Source organism: Isoptericola sp. 178, from assembly GCF_030586525.1.
Classification (GTDB): Bacteria; Actinomycetota; Actinomycetes; order Actinomycetales; family Cellulomonadaceae; genus Isoptericola; species Isoptericola sediminis.
The window spans coordinates 42,949-67,999 of record NZ_JAUQYN010000003.1 but is presented as its reverse complement, the minus strand read 5'-3'; the positions used below and the strand labels follow the sequence as shown (position 1 = coordinate 67,999).

At 75.6% G+C, this 25,051-nt stretch carries 25 protein-coding genes; 9 read left to right on the top strand and 16 right to left on the bottom strand.

Annotated elements, in window-relative coordinates; translation table 11 throughout:
* Positions 1-174 precede the first annotated feature (174 nt).
* The gene (locus Q6349_RS09420; RefSeq protein WP_304603874.1) at positions 175-1,986 is read left to right on the top strand and encodes a DEAD/DEAH box helicase; all 1,812 of its coding nucleotides are present in this window, start codon (positions 175-177) and stop codon (positions 1,984-1,986) included.
* Positions 1,987-2,003: 17 nt separating this feature from the next.
* On the opposite strand, the gene Q6349_RS09415 is transcribed toward Q6349_RS09420, so the two are convergent.
* From Q6349_RS09415 to rpe, 4 genes are all read right to left on the bottom strand, one after another.
* Positions 2,004-2,462, bottom strand: coding sequence for a PH domain-containing protein (locus tag Q6349_RS09415; protein WP_304603873.1), 459 nt, complete (start codon positions 2,460-2,462; stop codon positions 2,004-2,006).
* A gap of 3 nt (positions 2,463-2,465) precedes the next feature.
* Positions 2,466-3,314, bottom strand: coding sequence for an ATP phosphoribosyltransferase (gene hisG / locus Q6349_RS09410; RefSeq protein WP_304603872.1), 849 nt, complete (start codon positions 3,312-3,314; stop codon positions 2,466-2,468).
* Between the two features lie 69 nt (positions 3,315-3,383).
* Complete coding sequence (locus tag Q6349_RS09405) at positions 3,384-3,647, bottom strand: phosphoribosyl-ATP diphosphatase (RefSeq protein ID WP_304603871.1); 264 nt, start codon at positions 3,645-3,647, stop codon at positions 3,384-3,386.
* A gap of 149 nt (positions 3,648-3,796) precedes the next feature.
* Positions 3,797-4,459 (bottom strand): ribulose-phosphate 3-epimerase, encoded by a 663-nt coding sequence (gene rpe, locus Q6349_RS09400; protein WP_171245822.1) that lies wholly within the window; start codon positions 4,457-4,459, stop codon positions 3,797-3,799.
* Positions 4,460-4,497: 38 nt separating this feature from the next.
* Here rpe and Q6349_RS09395 point away from each other — a divergent pair, with 38 nt between their 5' ends.
* Positions 4,498-5,046, top strand: coding sequence for a GNAT family N-acetyltransferase (locus tag Q6349_RS09395; RefSeq protein ID WP_304603870.1), 549 nt, complete (start codon positions 4,498-4,500; stop codon positions 5,044-5,046).
* Between the two features lie 4 nt (positions 5,047-5,050).
* Here Q6349_RS09395 and Q6349_RS15315 read toward each other — a convergent pair whose 3' ends face one another.
* From Q6349_RS15315 to fmt, 4 genes are all read right to left on the bottom strand, one after another.
* Entirely contained in the window at positions 5,051-6,331 is a 1,281-nt protein-coding gene (locus Q6349_RS15315) for a HipA domain-containing protein (protein WP_370375620.1), read from the bottom strand.
* On the bottom strand, positions 6,318-6,566 hold the full coding sequence (locus tag Q6349_RS09385) for a helix-turn-helix domain-containing protein (RefSeq protein ID WP_304603868.1): 249 nt from the start codon (positions 6,564-6,566) through the stop codon (positions 6,318-6,320). Before Q6349_RS09385 ends, Q6349_RS15315 begins: the two co-directional genes overlap by 14 nt.
* Positions 6,567-6,673: 107 nt before the next feature.
* Positions 6,674-8,203 carry an RsmB/NOP family class I SAM-dependent RNA methyltransferase gene (locus Q6349_RS09380; protein WP_304603867.1) on the bottom strand — a complete coding sequence of 510 codons (1,530 nt, stop codon included), beginning with the start codon at positions 8,201-8,203 and terminating at the stop codon, positions 6,674-6,676.
* Positions 8,200-9,162, bottom strand: a complete 963-nt coding sequence (fmt, locus tag Q6349_RS09375) for a methionyl-tRNA formyltransferase (protein WP_304603866.1) — start codon at positions 9,160-9,162, stop codon at positions 8,200-8,202. Before fmt ends, Q6349_RS09380 begins: the two co-directional genes overlap by 4 nt.
* Before the next feature lie 176 nt (positions 9,163-9,338).
* Between fmt and Q6349_RS09370 the strand changes: the two genes are divergently transcribed.
* Positions 9,339-10,181, top strand: coding sequence for a serine protein kinase RIO (locus Q6349_RS09370; protein ID WP_304603865.1), 843 nt, complete (start codon positions 9,339-9,341; stop codon positions 10,179-10,181).
* Between the two features lie 106 nt (positions 10,182-10,287).
* On the opposite strand, the gene thpD is transcribed toward Q6349_RS09370, so the two are convergent.
* Positions 10,288-11,187: an ectoine hydroxylase gene (thpD, locus tag Q6349_RS09365; RefSeq protein WP_304603864.1), complete on the bottom strand. Its 900-nt coding sequence runs from the start codon at positions 11,185-11,187 to the stop codon at positions 10,288-10,290.
* A 199-nt stretch (positions 11,188-11,386) separates the two neighbouring features.
* Here thpD and Q6349_RS09360 point away from each other — a divergent pair, with 199 nt between their 5' ends.
* Positions 11,387-11,785 (top strand): hypothetical protein, encoded by a 399-nt coding sequence (locus Q6349_RS09360; protein WP_171245831.1) that lies wholly within the window; start codon positions 11,387-11,389, stop codon positions 11,783-11,785.
* 29 nt (positions 11,786-11,814) lie between these two features.
* Here the strand turns inward: Q6349_RS09360 and Q6349_RS09355 are convergent, their stop codons facing one another.
* From Q6349_RS09355 to Q6349_RS09345, 3 genes are read right to left on the bottom strand one after another with little or no spacing between them, the layout of a single operon-like run.
* On the bottom strand, positions 11,815-15,369 hold the full coding sequence (locus tag Q6349_RS09355; protein ID WP_304603863.1) for an error-prone DNA polymerase: 3,555 nt from the start codon (positions 15,367-15,369) through the stop codon (positions 11,815-11,817).
* The gene (locus Q6349_RS09350; protein WP_304603862.1) at positions 15,362-17,011 is read right to left on the bottom strand and encodes a DNA polymerase Y family protein; all 1,650 of its coding nucleotides are present in this window, start codon (positions 17,009-17,011) and stop codon (positions 15,362-15,364) included. Before Q6349_RS09350 ends, Q6349_RS09355 begins: the two co-directional genes overlap by 8 nt.
* On the bottom strand, positions 17,008-17,820 hold the full coding sequence (locus tag Q6349_RS09345; RefSeq protein ID WP_304603861.1) for a hypothetical protein: 813 nt from the start codon (positions 17,818-17,820) through the stop codon (positions 17,008-17,010). The genes Q6349_RS09350 and Q6349_RS09345 overlap by 4 nt, the downstream gene beginning before the upstream one ends.
* A 188-nt stretch (positions 17,821-18,008) precedes the next feature.
* Here Q6349_RS09345 and fabG point away from each other — a divergent pair, with 188 nt between their 5' ends.
* Positions 18,009-18,770 (top strand): 3-oxoacyl-ACP reductase FabG, encoded by a 762-nt coding sequence (fabG, locus tag Q6349_RS09340; RefSeq protein WP_304603860.1) that lies wholly within the window; start codon positions 18,009-18,011, stop codon positions 18,768-18,770.
* 7 nt (positions 18,771-18,777) lie between these two features.
* On the opposite strand, the gene Q6349_RS09335 is transcribed toward fabG, so the two are convergent.
* Positions 18,778-19,749 (bottom strand): squalene cyclase, encoded by a 972-nt coding sequence (locus Q6349_RS09335; RefSeq protein ID WP_304603859.1) that lies wholly within the window; start codon positions 19,747-19,749, stop codon positions 18,778-18,780.
* 81 nt (positions 19,750-19,830) lie between these two features.
* Here Q6349_RS09335 and Q6349_RS09330 point away from each other — a divergent pair, with 81 nt between their 5' ends.
* Both Q6349_RS09330 and Q6349_RS09325 read left to right on the top strand, forming a co-directional pair.
* Positions 19,831-20,361, top strand: coding sequence for a YbhB/YbcL family Raf kinase inhibitor-like protein (locus tag Q6349_RS09330; RefSeq protein ID WP_304603858.1), 531 nt, complete (start codon positions 19,831-19,833; stop codon positions 20,359-20,361).
* Positions 20,358-20,945 (top strand): YbaK/EbsC family protein, encoded by a 588-nt coding sequence (locus tag Q6349_RS09325; protein WP_304603857.1) that lies wholly within the window; start codon positions 20,358-20,360, stop codon positions 20,943-20,945. The genes Q6349_RS09330 and Q6349_RS09325 overlap by 4 nt, the downstream gene beginning before the upstream one ends.
* Here the strand turns inward: Q6349_RS09325 and Q6349_RS09320 are convergent, their stop codons facing one another.
* The gene (locus Q6349_RS09320) at positions 20,946-21,866 is read right to left on the bottom strand and encodes a siderophore-interacting protein (protein ID WP_171245963.1); all 921 of its coding nucleotides are present in this window, start codon (positions 21,864-21,866) and stop codon (positions 20,946-20,948) included.
* A 218-nt stretch (positions 21,867-22,084) separates the two neighbouring features.
* Here Q6349_RS09320 and Q6349_RS09315 point away from each other — a divergent pair, with 218 nt between their 5' ends.
* Positions 22,085-22,735: a DsbA family protein gene (locus Q6349_RS09315; protein WP_304603855.1), complete on the top strand. Its 651-nt coding sequence runs from the start codon at positions 22,085-22,087 to the stop codon at positions 22,733-22,735.
* Positions 22,732-22,890, top strand: coding sequence for a hypothetical protein (locus tag Q6349_RS09310; protein WP_171245839.1), 159 nt, complete (start codon positions 22,732-22,734; stop codon positions 22,888-22,890). Before Q6349_RS09315 ends, Q6349_RS09310 begins: the two co-directional genes overlap by 4 nt.
* A 24-nt stretch (positions 22,891-22,914) precedes the next feature.
* On the opposite strand, the gene Q6349_RS09305 is transcribed toward Q6349_RS09310, so the two are convergent.
* Positions 22,915-23,739: an RNA methyltransferase gene (locus tag Q6349_RS09305; RefSeq protein WP_304603854.1), complete on the bottom strand. Its 825-nt coding sequence runs from the start codon at positions 23,737-23,739 to the stop codon at positions 22,915-22,917.
* Between the two features lie 74 nt (positions 23,740-23,813).
* Positions 23,814-25,046 (bottom strand): alpha/beta hydrolase, encoded by a 1,233-nt coding sequence (locus Q6349_RS09300; protein WP_304603853.1) that lies wholly within the window; start codon positions 25,044-25,046, stop codon positions 23,814-23,816.
* Positions 25,047-25,051 lie beyond the last annotated feature (5 nt).

The window sequence follows — 25,051 nt, the reverse complement described above, 5'->3', positions numbered from 1 at the left end:
CCCGGTGACCGCACGCCCCGTAGCATGGGGGCATTCCCTCGGAGTTCGTCGTCCTCCCGCGTGTTCAAGGGCCCCGCCACCAGCGGCGGGGCAGGTGTGTGTACGGGACAGAGCGACCGCCTCGCCGCCACGGCGACGCAGGACTCCCCCGCACCCGACGAATGGTCAAACCCCATGAGCACCCCTGACTCCACCCTGCCCACCGACGTGCAGCCCGCGTTCAGCGAGCTCGGCCTGCCCGACCCGCTCCAGCGCGCCGTCGACGACCTCGGCTTCACCACGCCCTCCCCCATCCAGGCCGAGGCCATCCCCGCCCTGCTGGCCGGACGCGACATCACCGGTGTCGCCCAGACCGGTACCGGCAAGACCGCCGCCTTCGGCCTGCCGCTGCTCGCCGCGCTCGACCCCGCGGCCGACGTCGCCCGGGGCCGCGTCCAGGCGCTCGTGCTCGCCCCCACCCGCGAGCTCGCCATGCAGGTCGCCGAGGCCGTCGAGTCCTTCGCCGCCCACCTGCCCGGCGTCCACGTCCTGCCCGTCTACGGCGGCGCCCCCTACCAGCCGCAGCAGCGCGCCCTGCGCGACGGCGTGCACGTCGTCGTCGGCACCCCCGGGCGCGTCATGGACCACATGGAGCGTTCCGCTCTCACCCTCGAGGACGTGAAGTTCCTCGTCCTCGACGAGGCCGACGAGATGCTGCGCATGGGCTTCGCGGAGGACGTCGAGAAGATCTTCGGCCAGGCGCCCGCCGAGCGGCAGGTGGCCCTGTTCTCCGCCACCATGCCGGCCGCGATCCGCCACGTCGCCGACACCCACATGACCGACCCGGTGCAGATCGCCGTCAGCCGGCAGTCCAGCACCGTCACCACCGTCGAGCAGACCTACGCCGTCGTGCCCTTCCGGCACAAGGTCGGCTCGCTGGTCCGCGTCCTGGCCACCTCCGACGCCGACGCCACCATCGTCTTCACCCGCACCCGCGCCGCCGCCGAGGAGGTCGGCGTCGCCCTCGTCGAGCGCGGCGTCTCCGCCGCCACCATCTCCGGCGACGTCGCCCAGAAGGAGCGCGAGAAGATCGTCGAGCGCCTGCGCAACGGCTCCCTCGACGTGCTCGTCGCCACCGACGTCGCCGCCCGTGGCCTGGACGTCGACCGCATCGGACTCGTCGTCAACTTCGACCTGCCCCGCGAGGCCGAGGCCTACGTGCACCGCATCGGCCGCACCGGTCGCGCCGGCCGCACCGGCAAGGCCCTGTCCTTCGTCACCCCCCACGAGCGCGGCAAGCTCAAGCACATCGAGCGCACCATCCGCACCAGGCTCACCGAGGCCGAGATCCCCTCGCCCCGCGACGTCTCCGCCCACCGGGCCGGCACCATCCTGTCCACGGTGCCCACCCGGCTCGAGGCCGGCCGCCTCGACCTGTACACCGAGCTGCTCACCCAGCACCTCACCCCCGGCGAGGACGGCACCACCCCCGACCCCACCCAGGTCGCCGCAGCCCTGCTGGCGCTCGCGGTGGGAGACGACGGGCCGCAGCACCTGGCCGCTCAGGCCGAGCACGAGAAGGAGCGCGCCGAGGTCCGCGGCGGACGCACGCGGGAGACGAAGCGTGCCGAGCGGTCGGACCGTGACGGCGACCGCACGCACCGCCACCCCCGGGCCGACCGTCGTGAGGACCGGTCTCGCGGCATCCGGCGCCCCGCCGAGGGCACCCGGTACCGGGTCGCGGTCGGCCACGCGCACGGCGCCCAGCCCCGCGGCATCGTCGGGGCGCTGACCAACGAGGGCGGTCTGCGCGGCGCGGACATCGGCAAGATCGACATCTTCGGCAGCTTCTCGCTCGTCGACATCACCAAGCCGCTCGACGACGCGGCCATGAACAAGATCGGCCGGGCCAACGTCGCCGGCCGCCAGCTGCGCATCGCCCCGGACAAGGGCGCACCGCAGGGTCGTGCCCCGCGCAGCGAGCGGCACCCCGCCCACACCGCCTGAGCACGGGGCGCCCGGCGTCAGTCGACGTCGGGCGCCTCGCCCAGGCGCTGCACGAGAGACTGCAGCCGACGGGCCTCGGCCATCCCCCGCTCGCCGTCGGCGCGCTGGATCGCCATGACGGCGAGGGTGCCGCCGTCGGCCAGGTCGAGCACCACCCAGGAGTCGTTCGTCGTCATCCGCACCGCGACGATCTCGGGCCAGGTGACCCGTCGGGTCCGCACGACGTTGCGCACCGTGAGGCCGTCGTCGTCCGGACGGGCGTGCACGCCTCCCAGGCGCCACAGCAGCCACACGACGAACGCGGCGAAGACGACGAAGGACAGCCTGGTCCCGTCGCCCAGCAGCACGCCCGTGGGGGCGAAGAGCCCGACGAGCAGGCTGCCGCCCGCCGCGACGGCACCGGTCACGACGACCGCCACCCTCGCCCAGAGCGGGCGGAACGTGCGGAACTCCCGACCGGTGCCGTCGTCGACCATCGTCTAGAGGCGGCAGGCGTGGATGGACGTGACGAGGATGCCGCGTGCCCCCACCTCGTAGAGCACGTCCATGACGCGGTTGGTGTCCGCCCGGCGGACCATCGACCGCACGGCGGCCGACTGGCCGTTGTGCAGCGGGGACACCGTGGGCGACTCGAAGCCCGGGGTCACCGCCACCGCGGCGTCGAGGAGCTCCATCGGCACGTCGTAGTCCAGCAGGACGTACTCCCGGGCGGTGATCACGCCCTGGAGGCGTCGTGTGAGGACGTCGAGCCCGGCGGGCTCCGGTGCGTCGGCGTGGCGGATCATCACGGCCTCGGACCGCAGGATCGGCTCGCCGAACACCTCCATGCCGGCGGCGCGCAGCGTCGTCCCGGTCTCGACGACGTCGGCGATGACGTCCGCGACGCCGAGCCGGACCGAGCTCTCCACCGCACCGTCGAGGTGCACGATCGCCGAGGGCTCGACACCCTTGCGTGCCAGGTGGTCGGCGACCAACCGGGTGTAGGACGAGGCGACGCGCTTGCCGGCGATGTCCTCCACCTGTGTGATGGTCCCGGCCGGTGCGGCGTAGCGGAACGTCGACCCTGCGAAGCCGAGCGGAAGGTGCTCGACCGCCGCGGCGCCCGAGTCGAGCAGCAGGTCGCGGCCGGTGATACCGACGTCGACGGTGCCGGCGCCGACGTAGACGGCGACGTCCCGCGGGCGCAGGAAGAAGAACTCGACGTCGTTGTCGGCGTCGGTGAGCACGAGCTCACGGCCGTCGCGACGCTGGCGGTACCCGGCCTCGCGCAGCATGTCGGTGGCGGGTGTGGACAGTGACCCCTTGTTGGGGACGGCGATGCGGAGCAACGGGTTACCTCGTTCTGGTCTGGATCGGTGGAGACGTCGGAGCGCGCCGGGCCGGGAACGACCGAGCGCTCAGAGATGGTCGTAGACGTCCTCCAGCGTGAGCCCCTTGGCCAGCATCAGGACCTGCAGGTGGTAGAGCAGCTGGGAGATCTCCTCGGCGGCCGCGTCGTCCGACTCGTGCTCGGCGGCCATCCACACCTCGGCGGCCTCCTCCACGATCTTCTTGCCGATCGCATGGACGCCGGCGTCCAGCTGCGCGACGGTCCCCGACCCGGCGGGACGGGACTCGGCCTTGGCGGACAGCTCGGCGAACAGGGAGTCGAAGGTCTTCACGATCCCCAGCGTAGACGGAGACCCTCGCGTCCCTGCTGCTGGGGTCCGTGGTGCGGACGTCGATCTGGTCACCCTTTGGTGCTTGGCACACTATTTTTTGTGGGAGCGAGGTCGGCGCGTCATCGCGCGCCGACCCGGCTCCGTGCCGCTCAGTGCACGTGGCGCTCGGCCATCGCCCGCAAGGTCTCGATCTCCCCCGGGACGTCCTCGGCGCCGTACACCGCGGAGCCCGCCACGAAGACGTTCGCCCCCGCCTCGGCCGCCCGCTCGATCGTGTCGCGGGACACTCCCCCGTCGACCTGGATGTGCACATCGAGGTCCTGCTCGCTGATCGCGCGCCGCGCGCGGCGGATCTTGGGCAGCGTGCCCTCGATGAAGGACTGACCGCCGAAGCCCGGTTCGACGGTCATGACGAGGATCATGTCCACCTCGGCGAGCAGGTCGAGGTACGGCTCCACCGGCGTCGCCGGGCGCAGCGCCACCCCGGCGCGGGCTCCCAGGCGTCGCAGCTCGCGCGCCAGCCGCACCGGGGCCTGTGCCGCCTCGGCGTGGAAGGTGACCGACGCCGCGCCGGCCTCGGCGTAGGCGGGCGCCCACCGGTCGGGGTCCGCGATCATCAGGTGGCCGTCGACGGGCACCGGCGAGACCTGCACCAGCCGCTCGAACACCGGCAGGCCGAGCGTCAGGTTCGGCACGAAGTGGTAGTCCATGACGTCGACGTGGGCGGCGTCCGCCGTCGCGATGGCGTGCAGGTCACGCTCGAGGTTGGCGAAGTCGGCGGACAGGATGCTCGGGTTGATCAGTGCAGGCATGGCCTCAGCCTAGGCCGCGGTCGGTCTACGCTCGCCCCGTGGCACCACTCCCCTCCCCCGGCGACGGGCCGCCCGGTGCGGTGGACCGTCCCCGGATCCGGCGCGCGGTCCCGGCCGACCTCCCGGCGGTCGCCGCGATCTTCGCGCCGTACGTGACCGGTACGGCGGTGACGTTCGCGGAGGACCCGCCGAGCGCCGCCGACTGGTCCGACCGGCTGGAGGACGCGGACGCGGGCGGACTCCCCTTCCTCGTCGCCGAGCTCGACGGCGCGGTCGTCGGGTACGCCTACGTGACACCCTGGCGTCCGCGGGCGGCCTACCGCCACACCGTCGAGGACACGATCTACCTGGCACCGGCCGCGCAGGGGCGCGGCGTGGGGACCCGCCTGCTGTCGGCGCTGCTGGACGCCTGCACGGTGGCCGGCATCCGCCAGGTGGTCGCGGTCGTCGCCGACGACCCGGCGGGTGCCGGGTCGGTGCCCCTGCACCGTCGCCTCGGGTTCGAGGTCGTCGGGGTGCTGCGCGACGTCGGGCGCAAGCACGGACGCGACGTCAGCACGATGCTGATGCAGCGCACGCTGCACTGACCGGTCAGCGCAGGTCAGCGCGCAGACGGTCGGTGCAGGCCTCGACGGTGCGCCACGCCGCCTCGCCGACGCCGGGGTGGGCGTCGCGGTCGACCTCCCCCAGCGCCGTGCGCAGGCCGTCCAGCGTGGTCGTGACGACCCGCTCCGCCCGGCGACGCGGCAGCCCCCACGCGACCCCCTCGTCCACGAGGTCGGTGCCGGTGATCGCATCCATGTCCCGCGTGCCCGCCACGTCCATGGCGAAGACGCGCGAGGCGTGCTCGTGGTGCAGGTGCATGGAGATGTCGTAGGCCGGGGCGAGGGACACCGTCCCGTCCGCGCGGCGCAGCATCGAGATGTTCTTGGCGTGTGCATCGGTGTTGCCGAGGGCCAGGTTGAGCGTCGTCAGCGCCAGGAGGCGGTCCGGGCGGGAGCCGTCGTCGCGCAGCACCTGGGCGATCGCCCGCAGCGACGGGATGGTCCGTCCGTGCTGGAACTTGCGCTCCGGGTCGCGGGTGTTGATGCCCAGCGCCTGGGCGGCGTCCTCCTGGTGGATCCGCCGCAGCCCGCCCGGTGCCTCGGCGTCGGGGACACGGTCGTACCGGGACACCACGAGGCAGCGCACGTCCTCGAACGTCTCCACCTGTGCCTGGATCGTCGTGAGCCCGACGCGGCGTGCGAGGTCGATCGCGGCAGCCTCGGTGTCGACGAGGTCCGCCGTCGGTGAGTCCGCAGCGCGCGCGACCTTGAGGATGTGGGTGGTGGGCTGGTCACGAGGGGCCCGGATCCAAGAGCCCTGTCCACGCGCGAGTCCGAGCTTCGGCTCCATACCTGGGAGCGAGCTCGTCAGATGTTCGCTCCTGCCACGCCCGCCAGCCCTAGCGAGAGCTTCACGCAGAAGCTGTGCAACACCGGCATCATCCAACAGGACAGGGCCGCCGCTTTCGACCCCGGGGGGTCGCCCCGCCTCGACGAACTGGAGCGCCCCGACTGTGTCCCCGCCATAGGCAGCGAAGAAGGCCACCGGGTCATCGGGGTCGATGCCGGCCTCCATCGCCATGTTGTCGCGGACACGCCCCTCTGGCATGAGCCCGTCGAGCCAGGCGGTCACGCGGGCAGGATGAGGCAACGCGCCTTCGTCGATCGGCAGAAGGTGGGACAGGATGCGCGATCCCCAGCCCCAGCGAGTGGCCGCCGACGAGTCCCACTCCATCTCGGCTCGCGGGGCACTCCGGAGCATGGCGCGGCTGCTGAAGCGCGCCAGTCGGCTGCCGTAGAGCCAGACATCGATCTCAGTCGCGACCATCGATCCCCCGCTCGACGAGTTGAACGTCGATTCCGAGCTCGTCGAACATCTCGAAGAGTCGGGTGATGTACAGGTTCCCGACACCTGACTCCACCTCGGAGACGTACTGGCGTGTTAGACCTAGCTCCTCCGCGAGCGCCGCCTGGCTGAGCCCTCGGCCGCGCCGGGATTTCTGCACGAAGCGACCGATGTCCCGAGAGCTACGGGCCTGCGTCCATCGCGGCTCGTCGGCCATGACGCCTCCTCATGTCAGGATATTCACACGTGCCAGGCTGGCGTCAGGTTATCCTGACTCCACTGTGGAGTGCAAGATTTTCCCGTCAATCGCCTGCAGCCCGTCGGTCAGCCGGCCCGGCGCAGCAGCGTCAGGTGCATCGCGTCCGTGCCGTGCACGTGCGGCCACAGCTGGACGTCGAGCCCGCCCGCGCCGCCGTCGTCGGGCCCGAGGTCGATCTGCGCCCCCGGGACGAGCACGTCACGCACGGCGGCGCGGGCGTCCAGGCGGGTGACGTCGTCGCGGCGGCGCAGCACGTCGTCGACCACGAGCCGCGTCTCGGCCAGGTGCGGCGAGCAGGTCACGTAGGCGACCACTCCCCCGGGCCGGACGGCGTCCACGGCGGAGTCGAGCAGCTCGCCCTGCAGCCGGGTGAGCACCCCGAGGTCGGCGGGGGTGCGTCGCCAGCGCGACTCGGGACGCCGGCGCAGCGCCCCCAGGCCGGTGCAGGGGGCGTCGACGAGCACGCGGTCGTAGGCGCCGGGCTCCTCGGAGCCCATCTCGCGTCCGTCCCCGGTGCGCACCTGCTCCACGACCCCCTCGGGCACGGCCCGCAGCCCGCGGCGCACCAGGCGCGCCCGGTGCGGCTGGACCTCGTTGGCGACCAGGCGGGCGTCGCGCTGCGCGGCGAGCGCGGCCAGCAGGGCCGCCTTGCCCCCGGGGCCGGCGCACAGGTCGAGCCAGCGCGCGTCGGGCCCCTCCAGGGGGGCGGCCGCCAGGGCGAGGGTGACGAGCTGGCTGCCCTCGTCCTGGACGCCGGCCCGCCCGTCGGCGACGGCGGGCACGTCGGCGGGGTCGGTGCCGGCGCCGAGCACCCGCGCGGTGGGGGCCCAGCGGCCCGCCTCGAGGCGCACGTCGTGCCCGGCGCCGTCGGCCAGGGCGTCGGCGTCCACGAGCCCGGGCCGGGCGACGAGGGTCACCCGCGGGGGCGTGTTGTCCGCGTCGAGCAGGTCGCCGATCTCGCCGACGTCGCGCCCGGACCCGTGCAGGGCCTCGCGCAGGGCGCGGGTGACCCACACCGGGTGCGAGCCGACCTGCGCCAGGGCCGTGACGGCGTCGGGAGCGTCGGCGCGCAGCTCGTCGAGCCACTCGTCCAGCGGGCGGCGACCCACGGCACGCAGCACGGCGTTGACCATCTGGGCGGGTCCGGCGCCGACCCGGTCGCGGCACAGGGCGACCGTCTCGGAGACCGCGGCGTGGGCGGGCACCCGCATGCCGAGCAGCTGGTGGGCGCCCAGGCGCAGCACGTCGAGCACCTCGGTGTCGAGGCGGTCCAGCGGGCGGCTGACGCAGCGCGCCAGGATCGCGTCGTAGCGCCCGCGCAGGCGCAGGGTGCCGTAGGCGAGCTCGGTGGCGAACCCGGCGTCGCGCCCGCTCAGGCCGCGCTCGCGCAGCAGCGGGGGCAGCACGAGGTTGGCGTAGGCGTCGGAGGTGTCGACCTCGCGCAGCACGTCGTAGGCGGCGGTGCGCGCCGGGTCGGTGCGTCGGCGGCGCTCGGAGGGCGCCTGGGCGCTGCGGTGGCCCTGCCCGCGGGAGCGGGCGGCCCCCCGCTGACGTCCCCGGGGGTTGCGGCGCTCGTCGCGACGGTCCTCGCTCATCGGGCACCTCCCAGCGGGGCGCCGGACTCGACGACGGCCCGTCCGGCGCCGCGCGCCCAGTCGGCCGCGCCCATGGGCTTCTTGCCCACGGGCCGCACCTCGCCCAGCTCGACGGCATGGGTGGCGGTGCCCACCAGCACCTCGGACTTGCCGGCCCGCACCTGGCCGGGGGCGAGGTCGACCACGTCGGGTCGCGGGCGCACCGGGCCCAGGCCGAGCCGGGCACCCGGCGTGCCCTCCTCGGACGCGGGCAGCGTCGTCCACGCCCCCGGCGCGGGGGTGACCGCCCGCACGCGCCGGTCGACCGCGAGCGCCGGGTCGTCCCAGCGCACCAGGGCGTCCTCGGCGGTGATCTTGGGGGCGTAGGAGGCGCCGTCGGGGCTCTGCGGCTCCGGGGACAGGGTGCCGGCCTCCAGGGCGTCCAGGGTGGCCACGAGCAGCCCCGCGCCGGAGGTGGCCAGACGCCCGAGCAGGTCGCCGGAGGTGTCGCGGGGCCGGATCGTCTCGGTGGAGGTGCCCAGCACCGGGCCGGTGTCCATGCCGTCGTCGAGCAGGAACGTCGTGGCGCCGGTGACGTCGTCGCCGGCCAGCACCGCGTGCTGGACGGGGGCGGCGCCGCGCCAGGCGGGCAGCACGGAGAAGTGCAGGTTGACCCAGCCCAGCCGGGGCACGGCGAGCACGTCGGGGCGCAGCAGGTGGCCGTAGGCGACCACGGGGGCGGCGTCCACCTCGAGGGCGCGCAGCCGGGCCACGAACTCCTCCCCGCGCGGGACGTCGGTGATGACCTCGAGGCCGGCCTCCTCCGCGGCGACGCGCACGGGGCTGGGCACCAGCCGGCGACCGCGGCCGGCGCGGGCGTCGGCGCGGGTCAGCACGGCGACGACCTCGTGGTCGGAGTCGATCAGCGCCCGCAGGGCGGGCACGGCGGGTTCGGGGGTTCCGGCAAACAGCAGACGCACCGTGCAAGTCTAGGCCGCGGAAAATCCCGTGCGTCCCGCGCGCCAGCGGGCCCAGACTGGCACCGCACGCGCCAGAGCACGCACCCGCGACCTGCGCGGGCCGACACGGAAGGAGGCCGAGCGATGACCCTGACCCACCGGACCGTTCGTGCCCTCACCACCCGAAGGATCCTTCCGTGCCCCCGAACCTCTCCCTCTCCCTGACCACCGCCGACCACGACGGCCCCGGCCCGGACCAGCGCTGGTCGACCTGGCCGACCGTCGCGAAGGGTCAGCGCGGCCCGGCGCCACGACCCGACTGGGTCGTCACCGCGGCCGCCGCCCTGGACACCGAGCTCGGCGTCCTCAAGACCGGCAAGGAGGCCGACGTCTTCCTCGTCGAACGTGCCGTGCCCGCCGACCCCGGCCAGGCCTCGCTCCTGGCCGCCAAGCGGTACCGCACCCCCGAGCACCGCCAGTTCCACCGCGACAGCACCTACACCGACGGACGCCGCGTGCGCCGCACGCGCGACCAGCGCGCCGTCGAGGACCGTCGCTCGGCGTGGGGGCGCGGCGTGCGCGCGACCCAGTGGGCCGACGCCGAGTTCACCACGCTGGGCACGCTGTGGGACGCGGGGGCGGCCGTGCCCTACCCGGTGCAGGTCGACGGCACCGAGGTGCTCATGGAGTTCGTCGGCACGGTCGACGACGACGGCACGGCGGTCGCGGCGCCGCGCCTGGACCGCAGCCGGCCGGCCCCGGACGAGGCCGCCGACTGGTTCGAGCAGCTGCTGGCCACGATGAGCGTGCTGGCCCGGCTCGGCTGGGCGCACGGGGACCTGTCGCCGTACAACGTGCTGGTCGACGCCGGGCGCATCGTCGTCATCGACGTGCCCCAGGTCGTGGACCTCGTGGCCAACCCTGCGGGCCCCGAGCTGCTGCACCGCGACTGCCGCACGGTCTGCCGCTGGTTCGCCGCGCGCGGGCTCGCGGTGGACGCCGACGAGGTGTTCGCCGACCTGCTGGCGCAGGCCTGGTGACGGCACCGGGCGCCGGTGCGCTGCGAGCGCACCGGCGCTCGGGCCGGCAGACCGGCGGCCGACCTGGGCCGGGCACCGTGTTGCCCGGCCCAGCCCGGCTCCCGGACTACCGCAGCGGCGTGGTGTCGCGGCTGCCGATGTGCTCGGGCCGCGGCGCGGGCGCGCTGTACGGCTCGGTGAGCGCGTTCTCGACGCTGTTGAACACCAGGAAGATGTTCGACCGCGGGAACGGCGTGATGTTGTTGCCGGACCCGTGCATGATGTTCGCGTCGAACCAGAGCGCCGAGCCGGCCGCACCGGTGAACTGGTCGATGCCGTACCTCCGGGCGAGCTCGGTGATGGCGTCCTCGGAGGGCACGCCGATCCGCTGCTCCGTGAGGGAGTCCTGGTGGTAGTTCTCCGGGGTCTCGCCTACGCACGGCACGTAGGTGCGGTGCGAGCCCGGCATGACCATCAGGCCGCCGTTGTACGGGTAGTTGGGCGTCAGCGCGATCGAGCAGCTCACGGCGCGCGGGGCCGGCATGCCGTCCTCGGCGTGCCAGGTCTCGAAGTCCGAGTGCCAGTAGAAGCCGGCGCCCTTGTAGCCGGGCATGTAGTTGACGCGCGTCTGGTGCAGGTACACCTCCGAGCCGAGCAGCTGGCGGGCACGGTCGAGCAGCCGCGGGTCCCGGGCGAGCGCGTCGATCTGCTGGCTGAGCCTCGTGACCTCGAAGACGGAGCGGACCTCGCCGGAGCTCTTCTCGGTGACGACCCGCGGGTCGCCCCGCAGCGAATCGTCCGAGGACAGCCGGCTCAGCTCCGCGCTGTACCGGGTCACCTCGTCGGGGGTGATGAAGTCCTCGAGGACGGTGAAGCCCCGCTGCTCGTGCGCCGCGAGGGTGTCGGCGTCGAACGGGCCGTCCTCGGCCGTGCCCCACACCGTGGGGTGCTGACGCTCGACGAACGCGCCGGGCTGGGCCAGACGGCTCGGGTAGAGGTCGGTCGTGGTCTCGACCATGGCGGTCATGGGTCTCCCTTCTCCCGGGTCGTCCCGGGATCGTGGCGTCTCATGCACGCAGCGTGCCCGCGCCGTCAGGGCCGACGGGGCGAGCACGCGCACCCTCCAGTCAGTACGTGACCGGACCGGTCGTGTCAAAAGGTCGGCCGCCGGGCCGTGCCGTGGCGGTCGGCTCGTGTGGACCCGGCACCCGGCCTACCGTGGGCAGATGGCGACCGACACCGGCGACTACGACCACGAGGCGCTGCGCACCTACTTCGTCGAGCAGGGCCTGGCACTGGGTTCCGGCGACCTGGAGGCGGTCGCCGACCGGTTCGACGCGACCGCCGTGCTGGTGCTCGCCGAGGAGACGGTGGCGCTGTCGACCCCGGAGCGGGTGCACGACATGCTGCGCGAGCACGCCGGGGCGCCGGACCCGGGGGACGCCGTCGCGCTGGTGCCCCAGGTCACCGACTCCGCCGAGCTGGGCTGGGCGCTGCTGTGGGTCGAGGTGCGCTGGAGCCTGCGCGACGAGCTGGCCGCGGAACGCTCCAGCCGGCGGGTGCGCTACCTGCTGCGGCGGGCCCGGGGCACCTTCGAGGTCTGCGTCGTGGTGCCGCTCGCCTGAGGCGGCGGGCGGACCGGCGCCGAGCGCTGTCAGCGGAAGTCGCGCGACCGGGTCGTGACCGGCAGGCGCAGCGGCGCCAGGTGCTCGGCGAGCAGGTTGACCGCGCCGTCGGCCTGCTCCACCTGTCCGCGTACCACGAGCGCCGGGGCGCCGCGCGCCACGGTGCGGAACCGGCGCCACAGCCCGGGGGTGCAGATGACGTTGAGCAGCCCGGTCTCGTCCTCCAGGGACAGGAACGTCACCCCGCCGGCGGTGCCCGGCCGCTGCCGGTGGGTGACCACCCCGCCGACCGCGACGCGGCGTCCCGGCTCCGTCGCCGTGGCCGCGGCCACCGTGAGCACGCCCTGGCGGTCCAGCCCGGCGCGCACGTGCTCCAGCGGTGAGGTGGAGTCCGGGGTGATGCCGGTGGCCCAGGCGTCGGCGACGTCGATCTCCAGGGGGTCCATGCCGGGCAGCGCCGGGGCGGACACCCCCACGCTGACCCCCTCGAGCGTGGCGGGCCCCTCCTGCCCGAGCGCGCCCGCGGCCCACAGCCCCTCGCGGCGGGTCACCCCGAGCGAGGCCAGCGCCCCGGCGGTGGCCAGGGCCTCCAGGCGCGCGGTGGACAGCTCGACGCGGCGCACGAGGTCGCGCAGGTCGGTGAACGGCCCGCGCGCGGCCCGCTCGGCGACCATCTGCTCGGCGACGTCGGCGCCCAGCCCCCGCACGGCGCCGAGGCCGAGCCGGACGGCCAGCGCCTCGTCGACGTCGAGCGGCACCCCGCCGCTGCCGACGACGCCCTCGTCGAGCATGCCCGGGGGGCCCGTCCCGCTCTCCGGCCGGGCCCCCCGGGCATGCTCGACCGGGCCGGCGACAGGGTCGTGCGTCTGCGCCTCGACGCCCGCGAGCGCCGCCGAGGCGTTGACGTCCGGGCGCAGCACGCGCACCCCGTGCCGGCGGGCGTCGGCGACCAGGGACGCCGGGGAGTAGAACCCCATCGGCTGGGCGGCGAGCAGCCCGGCGTAGAACGCCTCGGGGTGGTGCACCTTGAGCCAGGAGCTGGCGTAGACCAGGAAGGCGAACGAGTAGGCGTGCGACTCGGGGAACCCGAAGTCGGCGAAGGCCCGCAGCTTGTCGTAGATCTCCTCCTGGACGTCCGGCGGCACGCCACGCTCGGTCATGCCGGCGAACAGGCGCCCGCGCAGCGCCTCCATGCGTTCCACGGAGCGTTTGGAGCCCATGGCCCGGCGCAGCCGGTCGGACTCGGCGGGGGTGAACCCGGCGACGTCGATCGCCATCTGCATGAGCTGCTCCTGGAACAGCGGCACCCCCAGGGTGCGCCGCAGCGACGGCTCCAGCAGGGGGTGCAGGTAGGTGACCTCCTCGCGGCCCCGGGAGCGTTCGATGTAGGGGTGCACCGAGCGGCCCTGGATCGGGCCGGGCCGGATGAGGGCGACCTCGACGACGATGTCGTAGAAGGTCCGGGGCTGCAGCCGCGGCAGGGTGGCCATCTGGGCGCGGGACTCCACCTGGAACACCCCGACGGTGTCGGCGGCGCACAGCAGGTCGTACACGCGCGGGTCCTCGGCCGGCAGGGTGTGCAGCGCGAGGGTCTGCCCGGTGGCCTCGCGGACGGAGGTGAAGGCGTACCGGATCGCGGTGAGCATCCCGAGCCCCAGCAGGTCGAACTTGACCAGCCCGGCGTCGGCGCAGTCCTCCTTGTCCCACTGCAGCACGGTGCGTCCCTCCATCCGGGCCCACTCGACCGGGCAGACCTCGATGACGGGCCGGTCGCACATCACCATGCCCCCGGAGTGGATGCCCAGGTGCCGGGGCAGGCGCAGGAACCGTTCGGCGAGGTCCAGCACCGCCGCGGGGATGTGGCCCTCCTGCTCGGCCGACGGCGGCGGCTGGGCGGGCACGACGTCGTGCGGGTCGTCGGCCCGGCGCAGCCCGCCGTCGACGGCGAGCGGGTCGACCACGGGGGCGTCCGGCCGCGGCGGGGTGCCGTGCCGCCACCGGGCGGCGACCTCGGCGCGGCGCTCGTCGCGCCGGGTGACCGGGGCCCCGGCGGCGGCGCGGTCCGCCGCGGTGGCGCGGTCCGCCGCGGGGCCGGCCGGGTCGGGGCCGCGCAGCGACCCCCAGCGTTCGATGGACTTGCTCCAGGCGTCCTGCTGGCCGACGTCGTACCCGAGCGCGCGGGCGGCGTCGCGCACCGCCGAGCGCGGCCGGTAGGAGATGACGTTGGCGACCTGGGCGGCGTGCGTCCGCCCGAACCGGGCGTAGACGTGCTGGATGACCTCCTCGCGCCGTCCGGACTCGATGTCGATGTCGATGTCGGGGGGTCCGTCGCGCTCGGGGGCCAGGAAGCGTTCGAACAGCAGCCCGTGGTGCACGGCGTCGACGGCGGTGATGCCCAGGGCGTAGCAGACCGCGGAGTTGGCGGCGCTGCCGCGGCCCTGGCACAGGATGCCCTCGCGCCGGCAGAACTCGACCAGGTCGTAGACCACGAGGAAGTACCCCGGGAAGCCGAGCTGGTCGATGACGCGCAGCTCGTGGTCGATCTGCGCCCACGCCCCGGGCTCCCGCTCGGCGACACCGGGCCCGGGGCGCGGGCCGTAGCGTTCGGCGGCGCCCCGGTGGGTGAGCTCGCGCAGCCAGCTCGCCTCGTCGTGGCCGTCCGGCACCGGGTACGGCGGCAGGTCCGGCGCCACCAGGTGCAGGTCGAACGCGCACTCGGTGGCCAGGTCGGCGGCCGTCGGCACGGCGGCCGGGTGCCGGTGGTGCAGCCGGGCCATCTCGGCCGCCGAGCGCAGGTGCGCCGTGGGGGCGCCGGGCAGCCAGCCGTCCTGGTCGTCCAGGGAGGAGCGGGCGCGCACGGCCGCGAGCGCCCCGGCCAGGTCGGCGTCGCGGGGGCGGGCGTAGTGGGCGGCGGTGGTGGCCACCAGCGGCAGCCCGGCCTCCTGCGACAGCGCGGCGAGCGCCTGGTGCCGGTCGGTGTCGCGGGGGTCGCCGGTGGCGGTGAGCTCCACGGCGACGTTGTCGCGCCCGAAGACGGCGGTGAGCCGGTCGAGCTCGCGGCGGGCGGCGCGCAGCGGGTCCGTGCCGGGCGGGCCCTGCTCGAGCGCCTGCCGCACGGCCCCCTTGCGGCAGCCGGTGAGCACCAGCCACTGGCCGTCGGCCTCGGCCCCGAGCCGGTCGAGGTCGTAGCGGGCCTTGCCCTTGACGCCGGCCTCCAGGTGGGCGGTGGCGATCGCGCGCGACAGGTTCCGGTAGCCTTCCGGGCCGCGGGCGAGCACGAGCAGGTGCGTGGCGCGCGGGTCGGGCACGCCGGTGGGCTCGTCGAGCACCGGCGCGCCGCCGGGCACGGGAGCGGGCAGGTGCAGCTCGGCGCCGAACACGGTGGGCAGCCCGACGGCGCGGGCGGCCTCGGCGAACCGGACCACCCCGTACAGGCCGTCGTGGTCGGTCAGGGCCAGGGCCTCCAGGCCGAGCCGGGCGGCCTCGGCGGCGAGCTCGGCGGGGTGGCTGGCGCCGTCGAGGAAGCTGAACGCCGAGTGGGCGTGCAGCTCGGCGTACCGGGATGCCGGGCGGGGCTCAGTCATAGAGCGCCTCCACGGTCCAGGCGCCCGCGGTCTGGGCGAGCAGCAGCCCGCGCCCGTCGTCGAGCACCGCCTGCAGGTGCACCCGCCGGGTGCCGCCGTCGGGCGCCCACCAGCGTTCGGCCAGCGGCCACGGGCCGGCCCAGCCGACGACGCGGTGCTCCTGGTCGTCCCAGCGCACCCGGTGCGGGTCGCCGCTGCGCCCGAGGCGGGCGTCGACCACGACGTCGGTGCCGGCGGCGTCGAGCAGCCGGGCGGGGGCGGGTTCGGGCAGCAGCGTGGCCGGGGCCGGGCTGGGCAGCGCCCCGGGCCAGGGCCGGTCGGGCGGGCGGTCGACGACGGCCTCCTCGCCGTAGGGCACGAGCCGGACCCGGTGGCGCGGGTCGCGGCCGCCGGCGCGGCGCACGGTGAGCACGGCGTCCCCGCCGAGCAGCCCCTGCACCCGGTCCAGCGCCTGGCGGGCGCGCTCGTCCTGCCCGGCGTCGGCGCCCCACAGGGCGGGCTGGTGGGTGCCGGCGGGGGCGACGTCCTCGGCGGCGAGGGCGAGGTGGACCACGGGGGCGACCTCGGGCGAGCCCGCGGTGCCGGTGCGCCGCCGGGCGGCGTCGGTCAGCCAGCCCTCGAGCTGCCAGCGCACCCGGTCGGTGATCCGGGCGGCGGACAGCCCGCCGGCGGCGGTGTCGGTGCGCCAGCAGCGCTCCAGCTCGCCCTCGGTCGTGCGGGCGGTGATGCGCAGCCGGCCGCAGGCCACGCCGTGGGCCACGAGCAGCGCGTGCAGCTCCTCGGCGAGGCGGCGGGCGGCGAACGCGGCGACGTCGACCCGGTCGGCGGGCGGGTCCAGCGCGGTCTCCACGGCCAGGTCGGCCTCGAGCCGACGGCGGGCGGGCGGGCGCTCGTCCTCGCCGCGAGCCAGGCGGTGCGCCCAGGCGCCGAGGTCGCCGAACCGGGCGGCCACGCTCGCCGCGGGCAGGGCGGCGAGGTCCCCCAGGGTGTGCAGCCCGAGGCGCCACCACAGCCCCACGGCGTCGCGCACGGCCGCCACCACACCGGGGTCGCAGACGGCGTGCACGAGCTCGCCCACGGGCCGGGCGGCCAGCGCCGCCGCCGACCCGCCGGGCGGCACGACGGCGTCGGAGCGGGCGGCGAGCACCGCGGCCAGCAGCCCGTCGGCGACCCCGACCTGGCACTCGTGGCCCGCCGCGGCCACCGCGTCGGCCAGGGCCTCGGCCAGCGCCGGCTCGGAGCCGTGGTAGCGCGCCGCGCCGTCGGCGGGCAGCAGCAGCAGGCCGGGGCGGGCGATCTCCAGACCGGCCACGACGGTCTCGGCGGCCGCGGCCACGGGTTCGAAGGTGCGCGCGTCGCGTTCGTCGTCGACCTCCAGCAGCACCAGGTCGGGGCACGCCTCCTGGGCCTGACGGCGCCGCATGCCGCGCCGCACCCCGGCGCGGCGCGCGACGGCGGAGGTCGCCACGACGCTGCGCCCGGCGGTCGTCCCCCCGCCGGCGCGGGCACCGAGGACGGCGGCCGGCACGTGCGCGTCCAGCCCGGCGGCGGCCAGGGCCGCCACCACCGGCCAGTCCGGGACCCACAGCGCCGCGGTGCGGGTGGGGGCGTGCCGGGTCCCGTGGGGGCCGGGCGTGCTCATGCGACCCTCAGGTGCCGGTCGTCGGGCCAGCCGGGCAGGTCCTGCGCGACGGTGTCCGCCGGGGAGGCGGCAAGGGGCGGCTCGCCGCCGAGCGGCACCTCGACGTCGATCTCCACCGGGCGGGCGGACGCCCCGCGCCCGGTGCGCAGCACGCGCAGGGTGCGTCGGCGCAGCCAGCCCGCCCCGGCGTCCACGCCGGTCCAGGTCCCGCCGCGGGCGTCGAGCGTGACGTGGGCACCGGCCCAGCGGCCGGTCGCGACCAGGACGGCCTCGCGCTGGCGGGCCCGGGCGGCGAGGCGGCGCCGGTCGGCGTCCGCCAGCGGGGCCTGCGGACCGACCACGACGACGTCCATGCCGTCCAGCAGCGCGGCCAGCACCGCGGGGGCGTCCGGGCCGGGGGCCGGCACGACGACCGTGCGCGCCAGGTCGATCCCGGCGTCGGCGGCGGCCAGCAGCCCGACGGCCGGCGCCCCGACCAGGACGGTCCAGGCGCCGGCGCGCGAGGGCGCGGCCAGCAGCCCGAGCAGCAGGCTCGTCGACCCCTGCACCGCCAGGACGCCGCCGGTGGGCAGCACCCCGCCGGGCAGCAGCGGCGCGAGGTCCGGGTGCACGGCGCGGCCGCCGCGGGGCGGGGCGGTCCGGGGCGGCCCGGCGGCGGGCGGTGCGTCGTCGCCGGGACCGGGCACGCCGACCGGGGTCGGCCGCGGCCGCGCGGGCGCCGCACGCTCCGCGGACCGCAGGGCGGCGAGCGCCCGCGCGTGCCGTGCGGCGTGGTCGCTGCGGGCGGGGGCCTCGGGGACGACGGTCACACGCCCCCTCCCCCGGTGATGCGGCGGCCGACGGACCGTCGACCCCTGTTCGAACATCTGTTCGAACATGTCTCTAGTACACGCGCCGCGGCGCCGGGTGTCAACCGGGTCGCCGAGGCCTGGCACACTGGACCGGGCGCGCGGGAGAACCCCGCCCCCGACCGTCACCGTCGACGAGAGGACCCTCGATGACCCCCACCACTGACCGCGTCGCGATCGTCACCGGCGCCGCCCGCGGCATCGGCGCCGCCACCGCCGCCCGGCTCGCCGCCGACGGCCACGCCGTGGCGCTGCTCGACCTGCGCGAGGAGGCCGCGGCCGAGACCGCCGCCACCCTCGTCGCGGACGGGCACCGCGCGATCGGCGTCGGCGTGGACGTCGCCGACGAGCAGTCCGTGACCGACGCCGTCGAGCGCGTGGTCGCCGAGCTCGGCGCCCCGACGGTGCTGGTCAACAACGCCGGCATCCTGCGCGACAACCTGCTGTTCAAGATGTCCGCCGACGACTGGGACGCCGTGCTCGGGGTGCACCTGCGCGGCGCGTTCCTCATGACCCGTGCCGTGCAGCGGTACATGGTCGACGCCGGGTGGGGCCGCGTCGTCAACCTGTCCAGCACCTCGGCCCAGGGGCACCGCGGTCAGGCGAACTACTCCGCGGCCAAGGCCGGCATGCAGGGGTTCACCAAGACCCTCGCCGTCGAGCTCGGCAAGTTCGGCGTCACGGCCAACGCCGTGGCCCCCGGGGTCATCGAGACCGACATGATCGCCGAGACCGCCCAGCGGGTCGGCGTGCCGCTGGAGGAGTTCCTGGCCGGCATCGCGAAGGACGTCCCGGCCGGCCGCGTCGGGCGGCCCGAGGACATCGCCGCGGCCGTGTCGTTCTTCTGCTCGCCCGAGGCCGGGTACACCAACGGTCAGGTGCTGTACGTCGCGGGCGGCCCCAAGGACTGACGGCCGCTCACGCGCCGTCCCACCACCGCAGCAGCAGCGTCCCGGCCAGCGTGAGCCACCGCGAGGGCTCACCGGCCGGGACGTCCACCTCGAACCACTCCTCGCCCGGGTGGTGGCGGTCGCGCACCCAGGTGCCGTCCTCGCGGCGGGCCGCCCGCACGACCTCGACCGCGTCCGCCAGCCGCTCGTCCGGGGCGAGGCCGTCGTACGCCGCGGCGCGGCGGACGTGGTCGGCCGCGCGCAGCACGCTGTAGCGGCCGCGGTACGGGTACTCGGCCGGCAGCACCCACCGGCCGACGAGCTCGCCGGTGGACAGCCGGTACATCAGGCGGCGCCGCAGCAGGTACTCCTGGCCCGTGCGACGCGCCTCACGGGCGCGCTCGTCGCCGCCGACGCGCTGCTCGTAGTCCAGCAGCCCGGAGACCACGTTCAGCGTCGAGGTGACCGAGGAGACCGTGGCCCCCTCGACCCAGTCGCAGTTCCACCCGCCGTCCGCCCGACGCACCTCGAGAAGACGGTCCAGGACCGGCTCGACGTCCACCCCGAGCCAGGCGCCGTTGGCGAGCGTGAAGGCGTTGATGCAGCAGTCGACCTCCCCACCCCAGTAGGGCAGGTCGTCGTACTCCCACCGGCAGTCCCGGGCGAGGCGGCCGGGGGTGTCACGGGCGCGCAGCACCGCGGCGTCCAGGCCCCACTCGCGCAGCGCGTTGAGCGACCACGTCGTCGCCGTCCACGGCTGGGGCGCGTCGGCCTCGGCACGCTGCACGGCGAAGTACGCCTGCCCGCCCGGGAAGAACGCGCCGCCGGCCCACCGGCCGTCGTCGTCCTGCCGGGCCAGCAGCCGGGCACCGAACCCCTCGGACGCCACCCGGGCGCGCGTGGCACGCCAGACGCTCTCGTCGAGCCCGAGCAGGTCGCGCTCCACCTGCCAGCGCAGCGCCGGATCGGCGTCGAGCAGCCACGACGTGGGCACGGTCATGCCGCGATCGTAGGGCGCGCGGGGCAGGCCCGCCCGCGTGTGCCGTTGCCGCCGCCGGGGGGCGCGTACCAGGGTGGGGGCATGGACTTCACACGGCCGACCCCACCGGACCCCTACTCGCTGCTGCCCGTCCCGGCGACGTTCGAGCTCACGAGCGCCGACGTCACCGAGGGCGACCCGATGTCCGCCGACCACGCCGCCGACGGCGGCAACACCTCCCCGGCGCTGGCCTGGTCCGGGTTCCCGCCCGAGACGAAGTCGTTCGTCGTCAGCTGCTTCGACCCGGACGCGCCCACGCCGTCGGGCTACTGGCACTGGCACGTCCTGGACGTCCCGGCCTCGGTGACCTCGCTGCCGCGCGGCGCCGGGTCGCCCGACGGCGACGGGCTGCCCGCCGGCGCCTTCCAGCTCACCTCGGACGGCGGGCAGATCGGCTTCGAGGGCGCCGGGCCGCCGCCCGGCGACCACGCCCACCGCTACGTCTTCGCGGTGCACGCCCTCGACGTGGACACCCTCGGCCTGACCACCGAGAACACGAACGTGCACGCCGCGTTCAACGTGTACTTCCACGTCATCGCCCGCGCCACGCTGACCGGGACCTATCGCCGATGAGCGAGACCGGCGGGGCGGGCCTGCCCACGCTGGGCGACCTGGGGTGGGAGCCCGCCCTGCAGCGGCCTGACCTGCTGGCGGCGCCCGTCGCCGCGGCGCTGCGCGACTGGGCCGCCACGGACGCCCGGGTCGCGCGACAGGTGGCCGTCGCCGAGATCGACCCGGACCACGCCGACACGGCGACGCTCAACAAGGTCCACGGGCTCCCGCCCGAGGCGTCGGCGAACTGCGTCGTGGTGGCCGGCCGGCGCGGCGAGGTCGAGCGCGTCGCGGCCTGCGTCGTGCCCGCCACGACGTTCGCCGACGTCAACACCCGGGTGCGCAAGCTGCTCGACGCCCGCAAGGCGTCCTTCCTGCCGATGGACCGCGCCACGCGCGAGTCCGGCATGGCCTACGGCGGCATCACCCCGATCGGGGTGCCGGCCGCGTGGCGGGTCCTGGTGGACGGCCGCTTCGACGACGACGCGGCCCCGGCCCTGATGGGCTCCGGGCTGCGGTCCTCGAAGCTGCTCATGCCCGGCGACCTGCTGTGCGCCGCGCCGGGCGTCGAGGTCGTCGACGACCTGGGTGTGGTGCGGGACTGATCAGCACTCGGAGCGGCCGCGCCGCCAGTAGCCCATGAAGGCCACGGACCGGCGGTCCACGCCCTTGGTGCGCACCAGGTAGCGGCGCAACGTCTTGATGACGCCGGCCTCGCCGGCCAGCCAGGCGTACAGCACCGTGTCCTGCGCCAGGGGGCGCCCGTCGGCGTCGACCGGGACCTCCCACAGCAGGTCGGTGTCGACGTCGACGTCGGCCAGCTCGGCGGACGGCGTCGCGGCCGCGCCGTCCGCCGTCGGGCGCACGCCCATCGCCAGCAGGCGGTCGGCGGCGTCCTGCACGGCCGGGACGAGGACGTCGCCGTGCTCCGCGCCGTCGCGTGGCAACCAGGTGACCCGCACGCCCGCCGGGGCGGCGAGCGTCCAGCGGTCCTCGGCGTGCGGCACCTCGAGGAAGACCTCCCCGACGGCGTCCGCGGGCAGCGACTCGCAGATCGACGCGATGGCCGGCACGGCGGTCTCGTCGCCGGCCAGCAGCAGGGCGTGGCTCGAGGACGGCGGGGCGAACTCGCGCCCGCCGTGCGGGCCGCCGTCGTAGGCCGCGTTCGGCCCCAGGATGACCAGGGGCGAGCCCGGCCGGGCCCCGTTCGCCCACCGCGAGGCGGGACCGGTGTCCCCGTGCAGGACGATGTCGACGTCCACCTCGCGCCGCGCGGGCCGCACGGCGCGCACGGTGTAGGTGCGCAGCGGGTTGCGACGCTCCTCGGGCAGGGCGCGCCAGGAGGTGAACCAGTCAGGGTTCTGCCGGTCCAGGTACTCCCAGCCGCCGCACGGCGCGGGCAGCAGGAACTTGATCCGCTGGTCGCGGCCGTTGTCGGCGAACTCGTGCAGGTCCTCACCGGTGAAGGTGATCCGTACGAAGGACGGGCACAGCCGCGTGACGCGCAGGACCTCGACGTCGAACATGCGCCAGGGGCGCGGCGCGACGGGGGTCGCGGTGCGGGAGTCGGTCACGGCATCGGTCACGTAGGCCAGCCTAACCTCACCTGACCGGGCTCCGGCAAGAGTGACCCGCACCACACACCGGGCGCCGCCTCGGTCGGAACAACGGTGCCGGACGGTCGGTTGGCGACGGCGGGCCGACCCCGCGGCCCGTACCGCATCCCGAGGAGAGCGACGCCCGCATGCCTGCCACCCCGATCCGTGTCGACGTCTGGTCCGACATCGCCTGCCCGTTCTGCTACATCGGCAAGCGCAACCTGGAGGCGGCCGTCGAGGTCGCCGACGTCCCGGCAGAGATCGTCTACCACTCGTTCGAGCTCTCCCCGGACCTCCCCGTGGACACCACCGGCAGCCACGCCGAGATGCTGGCCGCGAAGATGGGCGTGGACGTCGACCAGGCGCACCAGATGGAGCGGCGCACCACGGAGCTCGCCGCCCGCGCAGGCCTCGCCTTCGACTACGAGCAGGTCCACCCGGCCAACACCCGGGCCGCGCACCGTCTGCTGCACCACGCCCTGGCCCACGGACGTCAGGCCCAGCTCAAGGAGCGCCTGCTCGCGGCCTATTTCACCGAGGGACGGCACGTCGGTCGCCACGACGAGCTCGCCGACCTGGCCGCCGAGGTCGGGCTGGACCGCGAGGAGGCGCTGGGAGTCCTCGCCGACGGCTCGTTCGGCGCCGCGGTCGACCAGGACGTCGCCCAGGCCGCGTCCCTCGGCATCCGGGGAGTGCCGTTCTTCGTCCTGGACTCACGGTTCGCGGTCTCCGGCGCGCAGCCGGTGGAGGTCTTCGTCGACGCGCTCCGGCAGGCCGCCGCCGAGGACGCCGCGTGAGCACCCCGGACCGCCCCGCCGACCGGCCCTCCGACGACGGCACCCCCACCGGACCGTTCGTCGTCCTCGGTGACCCCGGGGCGGCGCTGTGCGAGGGAGACGCGTGCGCCGCCCCCGGTGCCGCGGCGCCGCAGGAGGCTCAGCCGACGGACTGACCGGCCGGCCCCGGAGAAGTCGACCTAGCGGACGCGCGTCGCCCAGAAGGCGACCGCCGAGGCCGCGGCGACGTTGAGCGAGTCGACGGCGCCGGCCATCGGGATGCGCACGACCCGGTCGGCGGCGGCCACCGCACCGCGCGACAGCCCGTCGCCCTCCGTCCCGAGCACGAGCGCGAGCCGGTCCGGGGCCTCGGCCGCCAGCTCGTCGAGGGTGACGGCGTCGTCGCTGAGCGCCAGGGCGGCGACCGTGAACCCGAGGTCCTGCAAGACGCCCACGTCGGCGGGCCACGCGTCGAGCCGCGTCCACGGCACCTGGAACACCGTGCCCATCGAGACCCGCACGCTGCGCCGGTACAGCGGGTCCGCGCACCGCGGGGTCACCAGCACCGCGTCCACGCCCAGCCCCGCCGCGGAGCGGAAGATCGCCCCGACGTTCGTGTGGTCGACGATGTCCTCCAGCACCGCCACCCGGCGCGCTCCCCCGGCCGCCCCGCCGCGCGAGAGCAGCTCGGCGACGGCCGGCAGCGCGGGGCGGTGCATGGCCGCGAGCGCCCCGCGGTGCAGGTGGAACCCGGTGATCTCGCGCAGCACGACCTCGTCGGCGACGAAGACGGGCACGTCGGGGTGCGCGGCGAGCACGTCGGACATCGAGTCGAGCCACTTGTCGGCCATGAGGAACGACCGCGGCCGGTGCCCGGCGGACAGCGCCCGGCGGATGACGTTGGACGACTCGGCCATGAACAGCCCCTCGGCGGGCTCGCGGGCCGTGCGCAGCTTGACGTCGGTGAGGTCGGTGTAGTCGCGCAGGCGCGCGTCGGCGGGGTCGGTGACGTGGACGAGCGGCATCCACCGATTCTCCCGTACTCCCGAACCCGTCGACGCCGTCGGCTCGTCGAGCGCCGTCGGCGGAGCCCACCGCCTCAGGACCCCGAGAACCACCGCAGCGTCAGCTCGCGCCAGGTCTGCGTCCCCACTCCCCCGGGGGCGACGTCGAAGGCGTGCCCGGCCCGCGGCAGCTCGACCAGCTCGTGCTCCACCCCGTGCCGGGCGAGCTCGTCGGCGAGGTCCTGCGCGCCGGCCGGCGGGACGAGACGGTCCGCCGTCCCGAGCATCATCAGGGTCGCCGGCGCCCCGGCGGCGACGTGCTCGGCCGGCGTCACCGCGGCGTAGCGCTCGGGCACCTCGGCGGGGGTCCCGCCCGTGTACCGCTCGGACAGCACCCGTGCCCTGCTCCCGACGACCGGGTCGGTGTTGTCGTGGAAGGCCACCGGGTCGGCCACGGGATAGAGCGTGCTGACGGCGGCGACGCGGGGCAGGTCGCCGGTGCAGGCGGGGTCGATCTCCCCGGTGGTGGCGCGGTAGGCCACGTCCAGCGCGACGTTGCCACCGGCGGAGTCCCCGGCGAGGTGGACCGCGGTGCCGTCGCCGCCGTGCTCGGCGGCGTGCCGGCCCACCCATACCAGCGCACACGCCACCTGCGGCTCGACGACGTCCCAGCGGTGGTGCTCGTCGTCCGAGAGCGGGTAGTCGACGCTGACGGCCAGGAAGCCCTGCTGCGCGAACCAGGCGGCGTGCGAGGCCGTGGTCGGCTGCAGGCGGTTCTCGGTGGCCCACCCGCCGCCGTGCACGAGCACGACCACGGGCGCCGGGGCGTCGTCCCCGCCGGTGCGGGGCAGCCAGACGGACAATTCCTGCGCCTCGCCGTCCTGCTGCCCGTAGGTGGCGTGCAGGTCGGCGGACACGTCACCCCGGGACACGGCGAACAGCTCGCCGATCCGGACGGCGACGTCGTGGTGCTGGGCGACGAGCAGCTGCTGGGTCACGACGACGAACGCGCACACCGTGGTGACGACGCCGGCCGCGAGCACCAGGACCCGCGCCACCGACGCCCGGCGCAGCAGCGCGATCGTCCCCAGCACGACCACGACGATCCCCGCCGCCACGAACCACACCGCCCAGGGAGACACCGCCACCCCGACGTGCCCCCACCAGGGGGTGCCGGGAACCAGGGCGCCGGACGACAGGACCGCCAGCGGCAGGGCGACGGCCAGGAGCACGCCGACGGCGAGTCCGCCGCCACGCGAGGGGCGGCCCGGCCCGACCGTGGCCGCGGACGTCGGCTCCTGGTCGGGACGGGTGTCGGGTGCGGTCACGCGCT

Excerpts from the sequence above, each read along its gene's own strand:
- Q6349_RS09420 (WP_304603874.1), top strand. The coding sequence starts at position 175 with ATGAGCACCCCTGACTCCACCCTGCCCACCGACGTGCAGCCCGCGTTC.
- Q6349_RS09415 (WP_304603873.1), bottom strand. The coding sequence starts at position 2,462 with ATGGTCGACGACGGCACCGGTCGGGAGTTCCGCACGTTCCGCCCGCTC.
- rpe (WP_171245822.1), bottom strand. The coding sequence starts at position 4,459 with ATGCCTGCACTGATCAACCCGAGCATCCTGTCCGCCGACTTCGCCAAC.
- Q6349_RS15315 (WP_370375620.1), bottom strand. The coding sequence starts at position 6,331 with ATGGTCGCGACTGAGATCGATGTCTGGCTCTACGGCAGCCGACTGGCG.
- Q6349_RS09385 (WP_304603868.1), bottom strand. The coding sequence starts at position 6,566 with ATGGCCGACGAGCCGCGATGGACGCAGGCCCGTAGCTCTCGGGACATC.
- Q6349_RS09380 (WP_304603867.1), bottom strand. The coding sequence starts at position 8,203 with ATGAGCGAGGACCGTCGCGACGAGCGCCGCAACCCCCGGGGACGTCAG.
- thpD (WP_304603864.1), bottom strand. The coding sequence starts at position 11,187 with ATGACCGCCATGGTCGAGACCACGACCGACCTCTACCCGAGCCGTCTG.
- Q6349_RS09360 (WP_171245831.1), top strand. The coding sequence starts at position 11,387 with ATGGCGACCGACACCGGCGACTACGACCACGAGGCGCTGCGCACCTAC.
- Q6349_RS09355 (WP_304603863.1), bottom strand. The coding sequence starts at position 15,369 with ATGACTGAGCCCCGCCCGGCATCCCGGTACGCCGAGCTGCACGCCCAC.
- Q6349_RS09350 (WP_304603862.1), bottom strand. The coding sequence starts at position 17,011 with ATGAGCACGCCCGGCCCCCACGGGACCCGGCACGCCCCCACCCGCACC.
- fabG (WP_304603860.1), top strand. The coding sequence starts at position 18,009 with ATGACCCCCACCACTGACCGCGTCGCGATCGTCACCGGCGCCGCCCGC.
- Q6349_RS09335 (WP_304603859.1), bottom strand. The coding sequence starts at position 19,749 with ATGACCGTGCCCACGTCGTGGCTGCTCGACGCCGATCCGGCGCTGCGC.
- Q6349_RS09330 (WP_304603858.1), top strand. The coding sequence starts at position 19,831 with ATGGACTTCACACGGCCGACCCCACCGGACCCCTACTCGCTGCTGCCC.
- Q6349_RS09325 (WP_304603857.1), top strand. The coding sequence starts at position 20,358 with ATGAGCGAGACCGGCGGGGCGGGCCTGCCCACGCTGGGCGACCTGGGG.
- Q6349_RS09320 (WP_171245963.1), bottom strand. The coding sequence starts at position 21,866 with ATGTTCGACGTCGAGGTCCTGCGCGTCACGCGGCTGTGCCCGTCCTTC.
- Q6349_RS09315 (WP_304603855.1), top strand. The coding sequence starts at position 22,085 with ATGCCTGCCACCCCGATCCGTGTCGACGTCTGGTCCGACATCGCCTGC.
- Q6349_RS09305 (WP_304603854.1), bottom strand. The coding sequence starts at position 23,739 with ATGCCGCTCGTCCACGTCACCGACCCCGCCGACGCGCGCCTGCGCGAC.